This window comes from Streptomyces sp. NPDC004327 (assembly GCF_042873935.1).
Lineage (GTDB): Bacteria > Actinomycetota > Actinomycetes > Streptomycetales > Streptomycetaceae > Streptomyces.
In genome coordinates this window covers 1-18140 of sequence record NZ_JBIAME010000009.1, presented here as the reverse complement: position 1 = coordinate 18140, position 18140 = coordinate 1, and the positions used below count along the sequence as shown (strand labels likewise).

17 protein-coding genes and 1 pseudogene are annotated in these 18140 nt (G+C 72.7%); 7 read left to right on the top strand and 11 right to left on the bottom strand.

Translation table 11 applies throughout. The features are described from left to right. Positions 1-50 precede the first annotated feature (50 nt). Entirely contained in the window at positions 51-680 is a 630-nt protein-coding gene (locus ACFYU9_RS28340; RefSeq protein ID WP_389208602.1) for a hypothetical protein, read from the top strand. Here ACFYU9_RS28340 and ACFYU9_RS28335 read toward each other — a convergent pair. The 3 genes from ACFYU9_RS28335 to ACFYU9_RS28325 are packed head-to-tail and all read right to left on the bottom strand — an operon-like array spanning position 600 to position 2720. Beyond that, positions 600-1172, bottom strand: coding sequence for a cob(I)yrinic acid a,c-diamide adenosyltransferase (locus tag ACFYU9_RS28335; RefSeq protein ID WP_389208604.1), 573 nt, complete (start codon positions 1170-1172; stop codon positions 600-602). The genes ACFYU9_RS28340 and ACFYU9_RS28335 overlap by 81 nt on opposite strands. A 13-nt stretch (positions 1173-1185) precedes the next feature. Continuing rightward, entirely contained in the window at positions 1186-1935 is a 750-nt protein-coding gene (locus tag ACFYU9_RS28330) for an ABC transporter permease (RefSeq protein ID WP_389208606.1), read from the bottom strand. A gap of 11 nt (positions 1936-1946) precedes the next feature. Continuing rightward, entirely contained in the window at positions 1947-2720 is a 774-nt protein-coding gene (locus tag ACFYU9_RS28325) for an ABC transporter ATP-binding protein (RefSeq protein ID WP_389208608.1), read from the bottom strand. A gap of 92 nt (positions 2721-2812) precedes the next feature. On the opposite strand from ACFYU9_RS28325, the gene ACFYU9_RS28320 reads away from it, so the two are divergent. The 4 genes from ACFYU9_RS28320 (at position 2813) to ACFYU9_RS28305 (ending at position 8176) form a co-directional block, all read left to right on the top strand. Next, positions 2813-3451: a TetR/AcrR family transcriptional regulator gene (locus ACFYU9_RS28320; RefSeq protein WP_389208610.1), complete on the top strand. Its 639-nt coding sequence runs from the start codon at positions 2813-2815 to the stop codon at positions 3449-3451. 266 nt (positions 3452-3717) lie between these two features. Then, positions 3718-4566, top strand: a complete 849-nt coding sequence (locus ACFYU9_RS28315; protein ID WP_389208612.1) for a 3-hydroxyacyl-CoA dehydrogenase family protein — start codon at positions 3718-3720, stop codon at positions 4564-4566. Between the two features lie 197 nt (positions 4567-4763). Then, positions 4764-5087: an STAS domain-containing protein gene (locus ACFYU9_RS28310; protein ID WP_389208614.1), complete on the top strand. Its 324-nt coding sequence runs from the start codon at positions 4764-4766 to the stop codon at positions 5085-5087. A gap of 239 nt (positions 5088-5326) precedes the next feature. Beyond that, a complete protein-coding gene (locus ACFYU9_RS28305; protein ID WP_389208616.1) occupies positions 5327-8176 on the top strand; it encodes an ATP-binding protein in 2850 nt (949 codons plus the stop codon). A gap of 60 nt (positions 8177-8236) precedes the next feature. On the opposite strand, the gene nucS is transcribed toward ACFYU9_RS28305, so the two are convergent. Continuing rightward, positions 8237-8908 carry an endonuclease NucS gene (gene nucS / locus ACFYU9_RS28300; protein ID WP_329424257.1) on the bottom strand — a complete coding sequence of 224 codons (672 nt, stop codon included), beginning with the start codon at positions 8906-8908 and terminating at the stop codon, positions 8237-8239. A 272-nt stretch (positions 8909-9180) separates the two neighbouring features. Here nucS and ACFYU9_RS28295 point away from each other — a divergent pair, with 272 nt between their 5' ends. Next, positions 9181-9573 (top strand): SCO5389 family protein, encoded by a 393-nt coding sequence (locus ACFYU9_RS28295; protein WP_389208618.1) that lies wholly within the window; start codon positions 9181-9183, stop codon positions 9571-9573. A 205-nt stretch (positions 9574-9778) separates the two neighbouring features. Here ACFYU9_RS28295 and ACFYU9_RS28290 read toward each other — a convergent pair whose 3' ends face one another. Continuing rightward, complete coding sequence (locus tag ACFYU9_RS28290) at positions 9779-10846, bottom strand: LLM class flavin-dependent oxidoreductase (protein ID WP_389208620.1); 1068 nt, start codon at positions 10844-10846, stop codon at positions 9779-9781. Between the two features lie 246 nt (positions 10847-11092). On the opposite strand from ACFYU9_RS28290, the gene ACFYU9_RS28285 reads away from it, so the two are divergent. Further along, positions 11093-11416: an ATP/GTP-binding protein gene (locus ACFYU9_RS28285; RefSeq protein WP_389208622.1), complete on the top strand. Its 324-nt coding sequence runs from the start codon at positions 11093-11095 to the stop codon at positions 11414-11416. A 22-nt stretch (positions 11417-11438) separates the two neighbouring features. Here ACFYU9_RS28285 and ACFYU9_RS28280 read toward each other — a convergent pair whose 3' ends face one another. From ACFYU9_RS28280 to ACFYU9_RS28255, 6 genes and pseudogenes are all read right to left on the bottom strand, one after another. Next, entirely contained in the window at positions 11439-12281 is an 843-nt protein-coding gene (locus ACFYU9_RS28280) for an ABC transporter permease (RefSeq protein WP_389208624.1), read from the bottom strand. Next, positions 12278-13399: an ABC transporter ATP-binding protein gene (locus tag ACFYU9_RS28275; protein WP_389208626.1), complete on the bottom strand. Its 1122-nt coding sequence runs from the start codon at positions 13397-13399 to the stop codon at positions 12278-12280. The genes ACFYU9_RS28280 and ACFYU9_RS28275 overlap by 4 nt, the downstream gene beginning before the upstream one ends. A gap of 256 nt (positions 13400-13655) precedes the next feature. Then, entirely contained in the window at positions 13656-14435 is a 780-nt protein-coding gene (locus ACFYU9_RS28270) for an ABC transporter permease (RefSeq protein ID WP_389208628.1), read from the bottom strand. Continuing rightward, a complete protein-coding gene (locus ACFYU9_RS28265; RefSeq protein WP_389208630.1) occupies positions 14436-15407 on the bottom strand; it encodes an ATP-binding cassette domain-containing protein in 972 nt (323 codons plus the stop codon). A gap of 209 nt (positions 15408-15616) precedes the next feature. Beyond that, positions 15617-16552: a cellulose-binding protein gene (locus tag ACFYU9_RS28260; RefSeq protein WP_389208632.1), complete on the bottom strand. Its 936-nt coding sequence runs from the start codon at positions 16550-16552 to the stop codon at positions 15617-15619. A 115-nt stretch (positions 16553-16667) separates the two neighbouring features. Beyond that, a pseudogene (locus ACFYU9_RS28255) lies at positions 16668-18140 on the bottom strand (hypothetical protein); the annotation flags it as partial.

The following is an 18140-nucleotide window of genomic DNA, read 5'->3' as shown; positions in this document are numbered from 1 at the left end:
AAACCGCCCGGGACGGACGGGAGCCTGGAAGGGTACGGAAGGGGAGAGCCGTGATCGTCACGCTCATCGTGATCTGCGAGGTCGGCTTCTGGGTGCTGCTCGCGGCCGGCCTCGGCGCCCGCTATCTGCTGAGGATGCCGCGCACCGGTCTCGCGCTGCTGCTGTGCGAGCCGCTCCTGGAGGTCGTGCTGCTGGCCGTCACCGCGATCGACCTGAGGAACGGCGCCGAGCCGAGCTGGACGCACGGGCTCGCCGCCGTCTACATCGGCTACACCGTCGGCCACGGCCACCGCACCGTGCGGTGGCTCGACGGCCACGCGGCGCACCGCCTGGGCGGCGGCCCGCCGCCGGTGAAGCCGCCGCGCCACGGGACGGCCCGCGCCCGCCACGAGGGCAAGGTGTGGCTGGGCTCCCTGGCCGGCGCGGTGGTGGCGACGGTGCTGCTGCTCGTCGCCATCCGGTACGTCGGCGACGGCGGCAGCACCGGGTCGCTCAGGAGCTGGATCCTCGTGGCCTGGCGGGCGGCGGGCATCCACGGCCTGATCGCGCTGTCGTACGCGATCTGGCCGAAGAAGGCCCCGAAGGGCGGGCGCCGGGACTCAGCGGTCGCCGCCGGGGACCCAGAGCACGTCCCCGACCTCCTTGTTCGCGGTCCTGGCAAGGATGAACAGCAGGTCTGACAGCCGGTTGAGGTACGTGGCGGTCAGCGGGTTCATCGTCTCGCCGTGCACCTCCATCGCGGCCCAGGTGGAGCGCTCCGCCCGCCGGACCACCGTGCACGCCTGGTGCAGCAGCGCCGCGCCGGGCGTGCCGCCGGGCAGGATGAAGGAGCGCAGCTTGTCGAGCCGCTCCAGGAAGTGGTCGCAGTCCGCCTCCAGCTTGTCGACGTAGCTCTGCTCGACCCGCAGCGGCGGGTACGCGGGGTTGTCGACCACGGGGGTCGACAGGTCCGCGCCCACGTCGAACAGGTCGTTCTGGACGCGGACGAGGACCTTGACGACCTCCTCGTCGAGCCGGCCGAGCGCGACGGCCGTGCCGATGACGGCGTTGGCCTCGTTGGCGTCGGCGTAGGCCGAGATCCGCAGATCGGTCTTGGCGGTCCGGCTCATGTCGCCGAGGGCGGTGGTGCCCTTGTCGCCGGTGCGGGTGTAGATGCGCGTCAGATTGACCATGCGTCCAGCCTAGTTACGCGCTCGCCTTCCGGAACGTGCGTGTGCCCACCGTCACGGCGAGCGCCGCGAGTCCGGCCGCGGCGAGGACGCCGTACAGCATCGTGGTGGTCGCGTAGTGCCCGAGGTACGCGTCCCGTACCGCGTCCACCAGGTAGCGGAACGGCATGAAGTGCGACAGGACGTCGAGCCAGCCCGGGGCGAGGGCCATCGGGAGCATCAGGCCGGACAGCAGCATCGACGGCATCGCCAGCGTGTTGATCGCGGGCCCGAAGGCCTGCGGGCTGGGCAGCCGGAGCGCGAGCACGTACGACAGCGAGGCGAGCGAGAAGGTGAGCAGGGCGACGAAGCCGAAGCCGATGAGGATGCCGGCGAGGGGCGCGCGCAGGCCCATGAGCAGGGCGGCGAGCACCAGCAGGACGGCCTGGAAGAGGAACAGCGTGGCGTCCCGCAGGGTCCGGCCGAGGAGCAGCGCGAGGCGGCTGACCGGGGTGACCCGCAGGCGTTCGAGGACGCCCCAGTTCTGTTCCATGATGACGGCGAAGCCGGCGAACGAGGCCCCGAAGAGGCCGAGCTGGAGCAGCAGGCCCGGCACGAGGACCTGCCAGGAGTCGCCGGCGCGGCCGAGGGGCAGCCCGGTCAGCAGCGGGCCGAAGAAGAACAGGTAGAGCAGCGGCATCAGCGCGCCGAAGAAGATCTGGAACGGCGAGCGCAGGGTCTGCCGGGCGTAGCGGCCGTAGAGGACCGCGGTGTCGTGGAGAAGCATCGGGTCGGCTCCTAGACGGCGACGGGCGTGTTGTCGGCGGGCGCGGGGGTGCGTCCGGTGACGGCGAGGAAGGCGTCCTGGAGGGTGTCCGTGCCGTGCGCGGCCTTGAGCGCGGCCGGGCTGCCCTCGGCCGCGACGACGCCCCGGTCGATGATCACCAGGCGTTCGGCGAGGGCGTCGGCCTCGTCGAGGTAGTGGGTGGTGAGCACGACCGTGGTGCCGTGCTCGTCGCGCAGGCGCCGCACCAGGTCCCACAGGGCGGCGCGGCTGCCCGGGTCGAGGCCGGTGGTCGGCTCGTCGAGGAAGAGCAGCGCGGGGCGGTGGGTGAGGCCGAGCGCGAGGTCGAGGCGGCGCCGCTGGCCGCCGGAGAGCGCGGTGGTGGAGCGGTCGAGCAGCTCGGTGAGGCCGAGGTCGCGGGCGAGTTCGGCGGCGCGCCCGGCGGCCTCGGCGCGGGTGAGTCCGTAGAGCCGGCCCTGCAGGACGAGTTCGGAGCGCACGGTCTCCTGCGGGTCGGTGCCGCCGGACTGGGCGACGTAGCCGATCTCGCGGCGCACGGCGACCGGGTCGCGCAGCAGGTCGTGGCCGGCGACGGTGGCGGTGCCGCCGGTGGGCGGGAGCAGGGTGCTGAGCATGCGCAGGGTGGTGGACTTGCCGGCGCCGTTGGGGCCGAGGAAGCCGAGGATCTCGCCGCGGCGGACGGTGAGGTCGATGCCGCGGACGGCGGTCACCTCGCCCCGCTTCGTGCGGAAGGTCCGGGAGAGCCCGGACGTGCTGATGATGGGCATGGCGACTACGAAAACAGAGTCACTGAAATTTTGCAACGCCTCCAAAATTTCAGGACATCCATGATCCTTCGGGATCCGCCTAGGATGGCGGCATGGCTGAAGGGCTCAGGGAGCGCAAGAAGCGCCAGACGAAACAGCGGATCTCGGACATCGCGACCGGGCTCTTCCTGCAGCGCGGCTTCGCGGCCGTCACGGTGGCGGAGATCGCGGAAGCCGCCGACGTCTCCGTCAACACCGTCTACAACTACTTCCCGGCCAAGGAGGACCTCTTCCTCGACCGGATGGAGGGCGTCACCCAGCGCCTCGCCCGGATGATCCGCGGCCGCGACCGCGGCGAGTCCGCCGCCCGCGCCGTGCTCCGCGAGATCCGCGGCCATGTCACCGCCGTCTCGCCCGCCTACGGACTGATGACCGGCTTCGCCGACTTCATGCGGGTCATCGACGACGCCCCCACCCTCCAGGCCCGGCTCATGGCCCTCCAGCAGGAGGTCCGCCGCACCACCGTCGAGGCCCTGCGCGAGGAGGTCGGCACCGGGCCCGAGGACCCGATGCCGCTGCTCGTCGGCGGCCAGATCGCCTGGATCCAGGGCGCCGTCGTCGAGTTCATCACCGCCGAGATGACCGCCGGCCGCGACCCGGGCGAGGTGTCCCGCGAGGCCCTCGGCCTCCTCGACGAGATCGAGGACCTGCTCAGCGAGACCGTGCTCGACTACGCGGTGCGCGCCGGCTGAGCCCCCCCCGCACGCCGGCCGCCGGCGCGTGCGCCGCGCGCACCGCGTCGTCCGGGTTCCCTCGACTCCATGCCCCGGGGGGTATGTGTGACGGGGATCCGGCCGCGTCGGGGGTGTCGCGAGTGTGACGTCCGTCAAAGCGGGCGTGACGTGCCTTACTAAGCGGTCACATGGCGCTTCCGGGCCGCTAATCTCCGCCGAAGAAGCAGAATGTGAACCGTCGTTACGCGCTGCGTGCGCGACATGGGCGATATGGGGTGGAAGACGTGGCAGGGAAGCTCGCCGTCATCGGGGCCGGACTCATGGGGTCCGGCATCGCGCAGGTCTCGGCCCAGGCCGGCTGGGACGTCGTCCTGCGCGACGTCACCGACGCCGCGCTGACCCGGGGCACCGACGCCATCCGTACCTCGTACGAGAAGTTCGTCGCCAAGGGGAAGATGGAGGCCGCGGACGCCGAGGCCGCTCTCGGTCGCATCACGGCCACCACCGACCTCGACGCGGTCGCCGACGCCGACATCGTCGTCGAGGCCGTCTTCGAGAAGCTGGAGGTCAAGCACGAGATCTTCCGCTCCCTCGACAAGATCGCCAAGGACGGCGCGGTCCTCGCCTCCAACACCTCCGCCATCCCGATCACCAAGATCGCGGCGGTGACCGGGCGCCCCGAGTCCGTCGTCGGCGTCCACTTCTTCTCGCCGGTCCCGATGATGCAGCTCGTCGAGCTCGTCCGCGGCCACAAGACCAGCGACGAAGCCCTCGCCACCGCGCGGGAGTTCGCCGAGTCCGTCGGCAAGACCTGCATCGTCGTCAACCGCGACGTGGCCGGCTTCGTCACCACCCGTCTGATCTCGGCGCTCGTCGTCGAGGCCGCCAAGCTCTACGAGTCGGGCGTGGCCACCGCCGAGGACATCGACATCGCCTGCAAGCTCGGCTTCGGGCACGCGATGGGCCCGCTCGCCACCGCCGACCTCACCGGCGTGGACATCCTGGTCAACGCGGCCGGCAACATCTACACGGAGTCCCAGGACGAGAAGTTCGCGCCGCCGGAGCTGATGCGCCGGATGGTGGACGCGGGTGACATCGGCCGCAAGAGCGGGCAGGGCTTCTACACGTACTGACACCGCGTCGGCGCGTAGGCCGGGGCGGTGAACCGATTCCGCACAGGGGTCCGATCGCCCCGGCACCATCGCCCCCAGGGGTGAATTTCGATATCAGTTCGCTTACAAGGCGCAACGCTTCTGCCGATGCGGAAGTCAAGCGTTGCGAAGACGGGCACACGACCGGCACCACGACGGAGCACTCTCGGGGAGCGCATATGCACATCAGGGGCGACCACGCCGAACTGGTCGTCGGGGGCCGCCTTGACGTCCGAAGTGCGGCGGACGCCCGAACGGTGCTGCACTCGGCGGTCGACGACGGAGTCGGCGACCTCGTGCTCGACCTGACCGGCCTCGACTCCTGGGACGCCACCGGACTCGGCGTCATCATGGGCGTCCACCGCCGGGCCGGCCGCTGCGGCCGCCGCCTAGTGCTGCGCGGAGTGCCGCCCCAGATGCAGCGCCTCCTCGTCGCCACCCGGCTGCACCGCATCCTCGCCATCGAGGGCGGCCTCGCCGCCGAGTCGCTGCCCCGGGTCTGACCGCTCCCCACGGGCAGCGTCACCCCGCCGGGCACCCCTGCCGGGCGCCCCCGCGGACACCCCGCTGGTCACGGCCGCGACACGCGCCTGTGAAGCACCTGTGAGAACCAGGCGTCACACTCAATCCTCACAAGACCGTGACGTCTTGGTCTCCACACCACCCCACCTGTTCCCGCAGCTCGGACAACCGTCTAGGGTCGGCTCGCCTGCACATCGCCCGCCGCTTGGGAGCTTGGACCATGGACCCGATCAACCGGGGACCGGAGGACTACGGTCACGACACCGAGGGCGAGGACGCGCGCCCCGGCCCCGTCGCCCCCGCGCCCACGGCCGGCACCCCCACCCGGGTACGCACCGCGCGCCTCGTCTCCGGCGGGCTGCTGCTCACCGTCAACCCCCTCGACGGCAGCGAGGTCGAGGTCTGCCCGCCCGCCGACCTGCCCCCGGCCCCCAGACGCCGCACCGCCAAGGAGCGCGCCGAGGCCGCCCGCGCCGCCGCCCCGCCCGTACCGCCGGGCCCCGCGGCCCCCGCCCTCCCGCTGCTCGAACGCCAGGAACAGCGCGAACAGCTCGTCCAGCACCTCAGCCGCGGCCGCTCCGCCCGGCTCTGCGGACCCGCGGGATCCGGCCGCACCGCCCTCCTCGACGCCGTCGCCGCCGACTGCGCCGACATCGCGCCCGACGGCGTCGTCCGGCTCTCCGGCCACCACCGCACCCCCACCGAGCTGCTCTACGAGCTCTTCCAGGCCGTCCAGTACGCCCCCGGCTTCCGGCCCGACCGCGAGGAACTCCTCCTGGAGGTCCGCTCCGTCGGCGCCATCGTCGTCGTCGACGACCTCGAGTTCGGCGGCGCCGCCCTCGACCAGCTCCTCGACGCCACCCCCGACTGCGCCTTCCTGTTCGCCGTCACCCCCGCCACCCCGGCCGCCTCGCCCGAGGCCGGCCTGGAGGAAATCGCGCTGGACGGGCTCTCCCGCGCCGCCGCCGTCGAACTCCTCGCGGCCGCCACCGGCCGCGCCCTCGGCGAGGACGAGGCCAACTGGGCCGGCGACCTCTGGTTCGAGTCCGAGGGCCTGCCGCTGCGCTTCGTCCAGGCCGGCGCCCTGCTGCGGCAGCGCGACCGGCTGCGCGTCGGCCCCGCCGAGTTCGACGCCTTCGGCGCCCTGGAGGAGGCGTTCGGCCCGTCCGGGCTGCCCGCGCCCACCCCGTCCGCCGACGACCCGGACGTCGAGCTGCGCGACATGGCACTGCCCACCCTCGCCGAGGGCGCCGCTCCCGCCACCCTGCTCGCCTCCCGGCTCAGCCGCGCCGCCCAGGACACCCTGCGCTTCGCCGTCGCCCTCGCCGGCGAGGTCCCGCACCAGGCCCACCTGCCCGCCCTCGTCGGCGACACCCACGCCGACGCCGCGGTCGGCGAACTCATGGCCTGCGGCCTGCTCTCCCCGGTCGGCGCCCGCTACCGGCTCGCCGCCGGCGTGCTCACCCAGCTCCTCGCCGAGGAGTACGAGCCCGACACCGCCGCCCGCGCCCACACCGCCGCCCAGCACTACGCCTGGTGGGCCGGCCACCCCTCCGTCACCCCCGAGCGCGCCACCGCCGAGGCCGACTCGCTGCTCGCCGCGCTCACCGTGCTCGTCCCCGGCAGCGCCGACGGCCACCCCGCCGCCGCCGTCCAGCTCGCCCGCGCCGCCGCGCCCGCCTTCGCCGCCGGACTGCACTGGGGCGCCTGGGAGCGGGCCCTGCGCGGCGGCCAGGAGGCCGCCCGGCTCGCCGGAGAGGTCGCCGAAGAGGCGTACTTCCACCACGAGTTGGGCGTCCTCGCGCTCTGCCGCGGCAGCCTCCAGCGGGCCCGCGCCGAACTCGAGGCGTCCATCGGCATGCGCGGCGCCCTCGCCGACAAGCGCGGCACGGTCGCGGGCCGCCGCACCCTCGCGCTCGTCGCCGACCTGACGGGCGACCCCGCGCCGCTGGAGCTCACGCCGCCGGAGCCGGGCACGGCGCCCACGCCGGCGCTCGGGTCCGCGTTCGGCGCCGGGTCCGCGTTCGGCTCCGCGCCGAAGGCCGGTCCGGCCTCCGGCTCCGCGCCCGCGGCGACGCCCGCCGCGTCCGCCTTCGGCTCCGCGCCCTCGACCCAGCCCGCCAAGCCCGCCGCGTCCGCCTTCGGCTCCGCGCCCTCGACCCAGCCCCTCAAGCCCGCCGCGTCCGCCTTCGGCTCCGCGCCCTCGGCGCAGCCCGACAAGCCCGCCGCGCCCGACCCGCTCGCCTCCGGCCTGCCGCGCCGCGACGGCCCCGCCTCGCCGCCCCGGGGCATCCCGGCGGCCGGCCCGCCGACCGCCGCCACCGTCCCGGTGGCCGCGGCCCTCCCGGCCAAGTCCGCCTTCCCCGACCTCGCGCCGCCGACCCCGGCGAAGCCCATGCCGCCGGTGGCCTCCAAGGCGTCCCTCGACGCCTTCGCCTCCTTCGACAAGGAGGCTCCGACGGTCGTCGTCGGCCCGCCCGTCCCGGCCCCGGTCTCCGGACCGGCCCGGCGCGGCGCCGGCCTGAAGGCCGGCATCCTCAGCGGTACCCGGCGCAACCTGGCCGCCGTCGGCGCGGGCGCCCTGCTCGTCGCCGTGCTCGGCACCGTGGTGACCCTCGGCGCCACCTCCGGCAACGGCGACGACACCGGCACCGGGGACAGGGTCACCTCCGACAGCACCGCGACCCAGGACACCACCCAGGACGGCACCGGCGGCGAGACCGGGCCCGGCGACGGCGCCACCGACGGCCCGAGCGACCCGGCGGCCCCGAACCCGACCGGCACGGCGGACCCGACCGCCACCGGCCCCTCCGGCACCCCGACGAGCCCGTCGGCCACGCCGACGGCGACGGACGGCACGCGGCCGACGGACCCGGCGACGACGAAGCCGCCGAAGCCGACCGAGAGCCCCACGCGGACGACCCCGCCGACCAGGCCGCCGACGACCCCGCCGACGACGCCGCCCACCACCCCGCCGACGACGGAGCCGACGACCCCGACGCCCACCGACACGAGCAGCACGGGCACCGGCACCGGCCCCGCCACCACCAGCGGCTCCCCGGCCACCTGACCGGCGCACGCGAAAGGCCCGGGTGCGGTCCACCGCACCCGGGCCTTCGTCGTACTGCCGTCAGAACAGCCGCAGCTTGTCGTCCTCGATCCCGCGCAGCGCGTCGTAGTCCAGCACCACGCAGTCGATCCCGCGGTCGTTCGCGAGCACGCGCGCCTGCGGCTTGATCTCCTGCGCCGCGAAGATGCCCTTCACCGGCGCCAGGTGCGGGTCGCGGTTGAGCAGCTCCAGGTAGCGGGTCAGCTGCTCGACGCCGTCGATCTCGCCGCGCCGCTTGATCTCCACCGCGACCGTCGCCCCGTCGGAGTCCCGGCACAGGATGTCGACCGGGCCGATCGCCGTCGGGTACTCGCGGCGGACCAGCGTCCAGCCCTCGCCCAGCGTCTCGATGCGGTCCGCGAGCAGCTCCTGGAGGTGCGCCTCGACGCCGTCCTTGATGAGGCCCGGGTCGACGCCCAGCTCGTGCGAGGAGTCGTGGAGGATCTCCTCCATCGTGATGATCAGTTTCTCGCCCGCTTTGTTGATCACGGTCCAGATGCCCGCCTCGCCGTCGGCACCCTCCTTCAGGGTGCACGGCGGGGACATCCAGTTCAGCGGTTTGTACGCGCGGTCGTCCGCGTGGATCGAGACGCTGCCGTCGGCCTTCACCAGGATCAGACGGGGGGCGGAGGGCAGGTGGGCGGTGAGCCGGCCGGCGTAGTCCACGGAGCAACGGGCAATGACGAGACGCATGGTCCGCAACGCTACAAGACGGACGGCGTCCGGCGCGATTCGGGCGCCGGACGTCCGGCCGGGGCGCGGCGCCGCCCGCCCGGCGCACGCCGTGGATGCGCCCAACACCCGTCACTTATCGGCCGGTTGTATGCCCATTCTCCTGGTGCGGGCCGGGACCGGCGCTTACCGTGGAGGACAGGAGGTCGTCGCCCGGGCACGCTGCGTGCGCGTCGCCGGCCCCTGTCCCTGCCCGCAAGACCCCGCCCGACGGGGTCGCGAGAGGAGAACCCATGTCGCTCGACGTCTCACCGGCCCTCTTGGCACAGGCCGAGCGAGGCGAGGTCGACGAAGCCGACTTCGTCGACTGCGTCCGGACCTCCCTGCCCTACGCATGGGAGATGATCAGTTCTCTGGTGGCACAGCTGAAGGTCGACGGCGGAGAGTTCGCCGACAACCAGACGCCGCCGCCGAATGAGCAGGCACGTGGTCAGCTGCTGCGCGCTCTGGCGAGCGATGCCATCCGTGGTGCGCTGCAGCGGCATTTCGGGGTGCGACTCGCCTTCCAGAACTGCCACCGGGTGGCGGTCTTCCCCCTGGACCCCGCGGTGGACGAGCGGCTCGCCCGCTTCACCTCCGTACGGGGGCAGCTCCTCAACCAGTCGCCGGAACTGCGCGACTGCTGACAGCACCGCTGACTGACAGGTCCGGTGCCGCCGCCCCGCCTCGCGGGAGAGCACGACTGATGCCGGAGCGGCGGCACGGTCCCTGCACAGCGCACAAGTCCCTGCACGACAGAACCCCTGCCTGACAGAGTTCCGCACGACAGAGTCCCTGCCCGGCACGGTCCCTTTACGGCCAAATCTCATCAGCCCCATGTCACGCGAGACGTCACACGAGCAGCGGGAGCACCTCGGCGCCCAGGCGCCGGACGTTCTCCTCGGTCGCCGCGAGGTCGCCGGAGCCCTCGGCGAGCAGCGCGAAGCGGGTGATGCCCGTGCGCTCCGCGGTCGCCGCGAGCCGGTCGGCCGCGAGCCTCGGCGTGCCGACGGGGTGCAGCCCGCACAGCAGCTCCGTGTACGCGACGGGGTCGCGCATCACGCGCTGCCGGCCGTCCACCGTCACATGGGCGTCGAGCCCCTGCCTCAGCCACCCCGGCATCGCCTTGACCAGGGCCTCCGTCGCCTCCGGGACGCGGTCCGCGAGCTGGACCACGCCGGCCGACACATGGCCGGCGCCGATCCGCGCGATCTCGTCCGGGTCCCGCCCGGCCTCCCGGGCGCACCGCTCCCAGCAGGCCACCATCTCGGCCTTGTCCTCGTCGCCGCAGTGCATGCCGAGCAGCATCGGCAGCCCGCGCCCGGCGGCCAGCCGCACGCTCTTGGGCGAGGTGCAGGCGACGAGCACCTCGGGGGAGTCCGGCCCGCCGATCAGCTCGCCGGGCGCCGGGACGACCGCCACCTCGCGGAAAGCGAATCGTTCCCCCTCGCCGCCTCCGCGCGCGCCCCCGGCCCCGCTGCCGGCGCCGACCCGCTGCTCGGTCAGCCAGCGGAGCAGCAGGTCCAGCGATTCCGGGAAGCCCCGCTCGTACGCCGCGAGGCCCCCGCCGAACACCTCCAGGTCGACCCAGGGGCCGCCCCGGCCCACCCCGAGGGTGAAGCGGCCGCCCGAGGTCAGGTGCAGCAGCGCCGCCGACTCGCCGAGCGCCACCGGGTGCGCGCTCGGCAGCACGCTGACGGCCGTGCCGACCCGGATCCGGCGGGTCCGGCCGAGCAGCAGCGCGGCCAGGGTGACGGCCGACGGGCACACCCCGTACGGCACGAAGTGGTGCTCGGCCAGCCAGACGGAGTCGAGCCCCGCCTCCTCTGCGACCTCGGCCGTCCGCACCGCCCGGTGCAGTGCCTCCTGCTGACCCTGGCCCGGGAACTGGGCGGCCAGGACGAACGTACCCACGCGCATCACGCTTCTGCCTCCTCGCGGCCGGCGCGTCTCCCCTCGGACGTCCCTCTCGGACATCCGTCTCGGGGGTCCCCCGGTGAACTCCCCGTACTGGCATCAACGCCTGACACGTGCCATAGGCAACGGCCGTTCATGAAGTTCTTGCGATTTTCCGCTGATCCGTCACGGACGGGTTCGGAGTCACCCCGTCGCGCCCCGTACGCTGGACGGAACCGTCCGTGTTCCCGTCCCCAGTGAGGTGTCGAAGTGTCCCCGCGCCACAACCGATCCCGCGGAGCCGCGAAGCCGGCACGGCAGGACGAGGGTGACCGGTACGGCGGTGTGCAGAACACCGAGACGTGGCAGGGCGAGGAGTGGTGCGTGCGCCATGTCGCCGGCGCCAGCTCGCCCGGCAAGCGCTACCGCTGCCCCGGCTGCGACCAGGAGATCCCGCCCGGCGCCCCGCACGTGGTGGCCTGGCCGGAGTACGGCGGCGTCGACGACCGCCGCCACTGGCACAAGGCGTGCTGGAACGCGAAGGACCGCCGCACCTCGCGGGTGCAGCGGTCCCGTAACGCGCCTCGCTACTGAGGCGGGAGCTCCTCCGGGCCGGTCAGACGTCCCGGCTGTTCAGCAGCGCGTACGCCGTGCCGAGGACGGCCGCCGCGAGCCCGGCCATGATCAGCACGGGCTCCCAGCCCGACGGGCCCTGGCCGCGGAACGACCCGGTCTCGTTGTAGAGCGCGATCATCTGCGCCGGGATCGCGTACGTCATCAGCGCCTCCTGCACCGGGCGCATCGCCTCGGAGAACATGAACAGCGCCGCCACCAGCGGCAGCAGCAGCACGCCGATCATCACCGTGATCGCGCCCGCCGAGTGCCGCATGATCGCGCCGATCCCCATCGCGAGCAGCCCGAGCAGCGCCATGAACAGGCCCACGCCGACCGTCGACCGCAGCCACTCGCCGGCCGTCGGCTCCTGGAAGCCGGTGCCGACCATGCCGACCTGCGCCGCGCCGACCAGCGCGGCGAGCAGCGTGACGATCGAGAACACCATCAGGAAGAAGACGATCGCCTTCGCCGTGAGCACCCGGGCCCGGCTGGGGCAGGCGGTCAGCGTCGTGCGGATCATGCCCGTGCCGAACTCCGAGCTGATCGTGAGCACCCCGAGGGTCATCACGCAGATCGAGGCCGGCAGCAGGCCGAAGAAGCCCATGACGAGCGCGGACGAGCCCGTCTCCGGCGTCGGCTCCGCGGTGGAGACGACCGCGCCCACGCCGAGCCCGATGCCCAGCATCAGCAGCGCCATGACCCCGAGCGTCCAGATCGTCGAGCGCACCGAGCGGATCTTGGTCCACTCGGAGGCGAGCGCGTCACCGAGGTGCGCCCTGCGGACCGGGATGGGCGAGACGTACACGTACGGGACGGGCGTCTGCGGCGGGGTGGGCGCGGTCATCGGGCGTCCTCGGGGTTCTGCCGGGCCGGGGCCTGCGGGGCCTGGGCCGGGGGCTGCTGCGGGGTGGCGTACGGGTTCTGTCCGGGCGGCGGCGGGGCGTACCAGCCCTGCTGCGGCACCTCCGGCACCTCGTACCCCGGCTGCTGCGGCTGCGGCAGCTGGTGCGGCTGCAGCGGCGGCTGGAGGTGGGCGAGCCGGTCGTCGGTGGAGCGGTAGTCCACGGCGGCCTGCGTCATCCGCATGTACGCCTCCTCCAGGGACGCCCGGTGCGGCGACAGCTCCCACAGCCGCACGTCCGCGCCGTGCGCCAGGTCGCTGATCCGCGGCAGCGCGAGGCCGGTCACCCGCAGTGCGCCGTCCGGCTCCGGCATCACCTGGCCGCCGGCCTCGGTGAGCACGGTCGTCAGCTTCTCCCGCTGGTGCGGCTCGGTGTGCGGGGTGCGCACCCGGGCGAAGTCCGAGGAGTTCGCCGCGATGAAGTCCGTCACGCTCATGTCGGCGAGCAGCTGACCGCGGCCGATCACGATCAGGTGGTCGGCCGTGAGCGCCATCTCGCTCATCAGGTGGCTGGAGACGAAGACCGTGCGGCCCTCGGAGGCCAGCTTCTTCATCAGGTTGCGCACCCAGAGGATGCCCTCCGGGTCGAGCCCGTTGACCGGCTCGTCGAAGAGCAGCACCTGCGGGTCGCCGAGCAGCGCCGCGGCGATCCCGAGCCGCTGGCCCATGCCGAGCGAGAAGCCGTTGGAGCGCCGCTTGGCCACGTCCTGCAGGCCCACCACGCCGAGCACCTCGTCCACCCGCTGTGCCGGGATGCCGGCCAGCTGGGCGAGCGAGAGCAGGTGGTTGCGGGCGCTGCGGCCGCCGTGCACGGCCTTGGCGTCGAGCAGCGCGCCGACCTGCCGGGGCGCGTTCGGCAGCTGCCGGAACGGGTGCCCGCCGATCGTCACGTGCCCGGACGTCGGCCGGTCGAGGCCGAGGATCATTCGCATCGTGGTCGACTTGCCGGAGCCGTTGGGCCCCAGGAAGCCGGTGACATGGCCGGGCCTCACCTGGAAGGAAAGGTTGTACACGGCCGTCTTGGCGCCGTAGCGCTTCGTCAGGCCGACTGCCTCGATCATTCTGCAGCCCCATCGACAGGTCAGGTCGTCGTCGGGGCGTGTTGGCCGGTGGCCGGAGCCCCCCGTATGAGCTAGGAGCTTATCCAGCCGTTGACGGTTCCGGCGAAGTACGGACCGTGATCAGCGGACGATCAGGGAAAGGTCGGGGAAAGCTCAGGGTCGCGTCAGGGTCCGCGGCCGTGGTCCTCGCGTGGGGGCGCGTACGGGAGGGGAGCGGCGGGGCGGGGCGGGGCCGAGGGCGGGAGCGGGGCCGGGGCTACGCGTCGCGCTTCTTCAGCACCAGGTAGCCGCCGAGCAGCGCCGCCACCACCCAGATCAGCATGATCCCGAGCCCGCCCCACGGGCCGTACGGCGCCTTCTCCGAGTTCATGGCGTCGGGGACGACCCGCATGATCTTCGAACCGGCCTGGTCTGGGAAGTAGCGGGCCACCTCCTTGGCCTTCGGCACGGCCGACAGGATCTGGGAGATCAGGAAGAAGAACGGCACCAGGATGCCGAGCGAGAGCATCGAGGAACGCAGCATCGCCGCCACGCCCATGGAGAAGACCGCGATCAGGCCCATGTAGAGCCCGCCGCCGAACACCGCCCGGAGCACGTTGTCGTCCCCGATGGAGGCCCGGTGCACGCCGAGCAGCGACTGCCCCAGGAAGAAGGCGAGGAAGCTCGTCGCGAGCCCCACCAGGAGCGCGAGCGCGCCGGCCACCGCGATCTTCGAGAAGAGGAAGGTCGCCCGCTGCGGCACGGCGGCCAGCGAGGTGCGGATCATGCCGGAGGAGTACTCGGTCCCCACCACCAGGACGCCGAAGACCACCATCGCCAGCTGCCCCAGGATCATCCCGTAGAAGCTGACCAGGGTCGGGTCGAAGGTGGCCTTCTCGACCTCCCGCATGTCGTCGTAGGTGGCGTTCGTCAGCGCGCACAGCGCCGCGCCCATCGCCACCGTGACGAACAGGGCGCTGGCGAGCGTCCACACCGTCGACGAGACCGACCGGATCTTGGTCCACTCCGACCGGAGGACCGCCGTTGCCGCTGCCATCTACCGTGCTCCCTCGAAGCTCTCGCCCCAGCGCGACCCGTCCACGGGGCCGCCGTCGTGCACATCCGTGCCGTGCGCGTGGTACTCCACCGCCGCCGCCGTCATCTGCATGAACGCCTCTTCGAGCGAGGCCCGTTGGGCGCTCAGCTCGTGCAGCACGATCTGGTGCGCCGCGGCCAGCTCGCCCAGCCGCTCCGTCGTCGTCCCGTCGACCTCCAGGATCCCGCCGGCCGTCTCGACGGCGATGAAGCCGTTCGCGTGCAGCACGTCCCGCAGCCGTTCCATCTGCGGCGAGCGCAGTCGCACGTAACTGCGCGAATTCTGCTGGATGAAATCCGCCATCGACGTGTCTGCCAGCAGTTTTCCCTGCCCGATGACGATCAGATGATCGGCCGTCAACGCCATTTCACTCATCAGATGGCTGGAAACGAAGATCGTCCGGCCTTCCGCGGCGAGCGCCTTCATCAGATTGCGGATCCAGTGAATTCCCTCCGGGTCCAGACCATTGACGGGTTCGTCGAACATCAGGATCTCCGGGTCGCCGAGCAGCGCCGACGCGATTCCGAGCCGCTGCCCCATGCCCATCGAGAAGCCCTTCGACTTCTTCCGCGCGACCGCCGTCAGACCGACCAGATCGAGCACCTCGGAGACCCGCCGCTCCGGGATCCGGTTCGACTGGGCCAGGCACAGCAGGTTGTTGTAGGCGGAGCGGCCGCCGTGCATCGCCTTCGCGTCGAGCAGAGCCCCGATGTACTTCAGCGGCTCCTTGAGCTCGCGGTAGTGCTTCCCGTCGATCCGGACCGTGCCGCTCGTCGGGTTGTCCAGATCGAGCATCATCCGCATCGTCGTCGACTTGCCCGCCCCGTTGGGCCCCAGGAAGCCGGTCACCACTCCCGGTCGCACCGTGCACGTGAGGTGGTCGACCGCCGTCTTCGATCCGTAGCGCTTGGTGAGGCCCTCCAGCTCGATCATGCGTACCAACCTAGAGGCATGCGAAACCCCCCGCCACCGGAGTGACAGGGGGTTTTCGCACGGTCCGCGCACGGTTCCCGCGCGCCTCCCGCAGGGCTCTCGCAACGCTCTCGCACGGGGTACGAGCCGGTGCGTGCCGTCGCGTCGTCAGGGGTTCAGCACGACGGCGGGGTGACCGGAGCGCATACGGTCCTCAGCGTGTCAGCGTGTCAGCGGGTCTGCTGCGCCGGGACGCCCGCCGTGCGCTCCTCGTCCAGCGGGGAGCCGGCCGCGGCCACCGCGGCACCGGTCAGCGTGGCCAGCATCTCGCGGACGTTGGTCAGCTGCGCGTTGATGGAGTCGCGGCGGTTCGTCAGCGCCGCGAGCTCGCGCTCCGATTCCGAGCGGATCCGGTCCGCCTTGGCGTTCGCGTCGGCCACGATGTCCTCGGCCTGGCGCTGCGCGGTCTCCACCGTCTGACGGGCCCGGCGCTCCGCGTCCGTACGCAGCTTCTCGGCCTCCAGGCGCAGCTGCTCCGCCCGGTGCTCGATCTCCGCCAGGCGCTTCTCCGCCTTCGCCTGACGCGAGGCCAGGTCGCGCTCCGACTGCTCGCGGCGCTTGGCCAGGTTGGTCTCGAAGTCCGCGGCGGCCTGGGCGGCCTTGGCGCGGGTCTCCTCGAAGAGGGCGTCGGCCTCCTCGCGCTTCGACTGCGCGTCCTTCTGCGCCTCGGCGCGCAGCGAGTTGGCCTCGCCCTGCGCCTTCTCGACGATCCGGACGCCCTCGTCCTCGGCCTTCGACTTGCGCTCGGCCGCGAACGCCTCCGCGTCGTTGCGGACCTGCTGGGCGGCCGACTCGGCCAGCTCACGGTGCTGTTCGGCGGCGCGACGGGCCTCCTCGCGCAGGTCCTTCGCCTCCTCCTCGGCGAGCCGCAGGATCTTCTCGACGCGGGCGCCGAGACCGGCGTACGACGGCTCCGCGTCGGACACCTGGGCCTGGGCGTTCTGCGTCTCGAGGTGGAGTTCCTCGATGCGCTTTTCCAGCGAGGTGATGCGCGACAAGGCGCTGTCACGGTCGGCGACGAGCTTGGTAATGCGGTCGTCCACCTGACCGCGGTCGTAACCACGCCGCACGAGCTCGAAGCCGAAGGGGGAGGAAGTGTCGCTCATGAGGTTCCTGTCGAATGAGACCGGCTGAGGTGTTAGAGGGAATCCTAGGGGTCGAAGCGGCGTGTCATCGAGCGTATGCCCGTTTGATCTGGAGAATGTCCAGCCTTTTGAGTGGCTAGCTCTCGGAGGACTTGCCACTCGAACGAGTGGCCCCCGCCGACGCGCCCGTCTTGAGTCCGTCCTTACCGCCACCACCCGGCGCCTCGAAAGACTCCAACGCCTCCAGGACGTCCTGGACACGGGAGATCTCGGCATTGATGTCCTGGCGCCGGCGGGTCAGGACGTCCAGCTCGCGCTTGCCCTCGGTGACCGTCTTCTCGGCCTCGCGCTCCGCGTCCGCCTTGATCTTCTCGGCCTCCGCGACGAGCCGGGCCTTCTTCTGCTCGGCCTCCTTCAGGAGCCCCTCGGCCTTCTTCACAGCGGCGATCCGGACCTTGCTGGCCTCCGAACTCGCCTCCGAGAGCATCTCCCTGGCCTTCTCCTCGGCCTCGGCCTTCTGCTCCTCGGCGGCCTTGACCAGCTTGTCGACGCGCTCGCCCGCCGACTTCATCTGCTCGGCCGTCTCGCGCCGCGCCCGCTCGTGCAGTTCCTCGATCTCGGTCTCGATGCGGCCGCGCAGCTCCTCCGCCCGCTCCCTTATGGCGGTGGCGTCGCTGCGTGCCCCGACGAGCAGCTCGTCGGCGTCCGTACGGGCCTTCTCCACCAGCGTGTTGCCCTCGATGGTGGCCTCGGCGACGATCCGCTCGGCCTCCTTGCGGGCCGCGCCGACCATCGTGTCCGCCTGCTCCTCGGCCTCGGTGGTGGCGCGCAGCGCCTCCTCCTGGGCCTTGGTCATCAGCTGGTCGGCCTGCTCGGCCGCGTCCGCGCGCTTCTTCGCCCCGGCCTCGCGGGCCTCGTCGAGCGTGCGGTCGGCCTCGGCGCGCGCCTCGGAACGCATCTCCTCGGCCGCCGCCTCGGCGTCCGACATGACCCGGGCCGCCTCCACGCCGATCCGCTCGGCCTCCGCCGTCGCCTCCGCGACGACCGTCTCGGCGGTCTGCCGGGCCTCGTCGAGGACCTGCTCGGCCTCGACGCCGATCCGCTCGGCCTCCGTACGGGCCTCGCCGATGAGGGAGTCCGCCTGCTCGGCCGCGTCCGCGCGCCGCTTGTCGGCGGCCTTGCGGGCCTCGTCCAGGATCCGGTCGGCGTCCGCGAGCGCGGCGCTGCGCAGCGCCTGTGCGTGCGCCTCGCCGTCGATCTTGACCTGCTCGGCCTCGGCCCGCAGCCGCGCCGCCTCCTGCTCGGTCGCGTCGAGGAGTTCGGCGGCCTCGGTGGTGAGCCGCTCGGCCTCCGCCGTCGCCTCGCCGATGAGGGTGTCGGCCTGTTCGGCGGCGTCGGCGCGGCGCTTGTCGGCGGCCTGGCGTGCCTCGTCGAGGAGCTGGTCGCCGTCGGCCCGTGCGGCGGCGCGCAGGGCTTCGGCCTCGGCTTCGCCGTCGGCCTTGACCTGTTCGGCTTCGGTGAGGAGCTGGGCGACCTCTTCGGTGATGCGCTCGGCTTCGGCGCGGGCCTCGCCGATGAGGGTGTCGGCCTGTTCGGCGGCGTCGGCGCG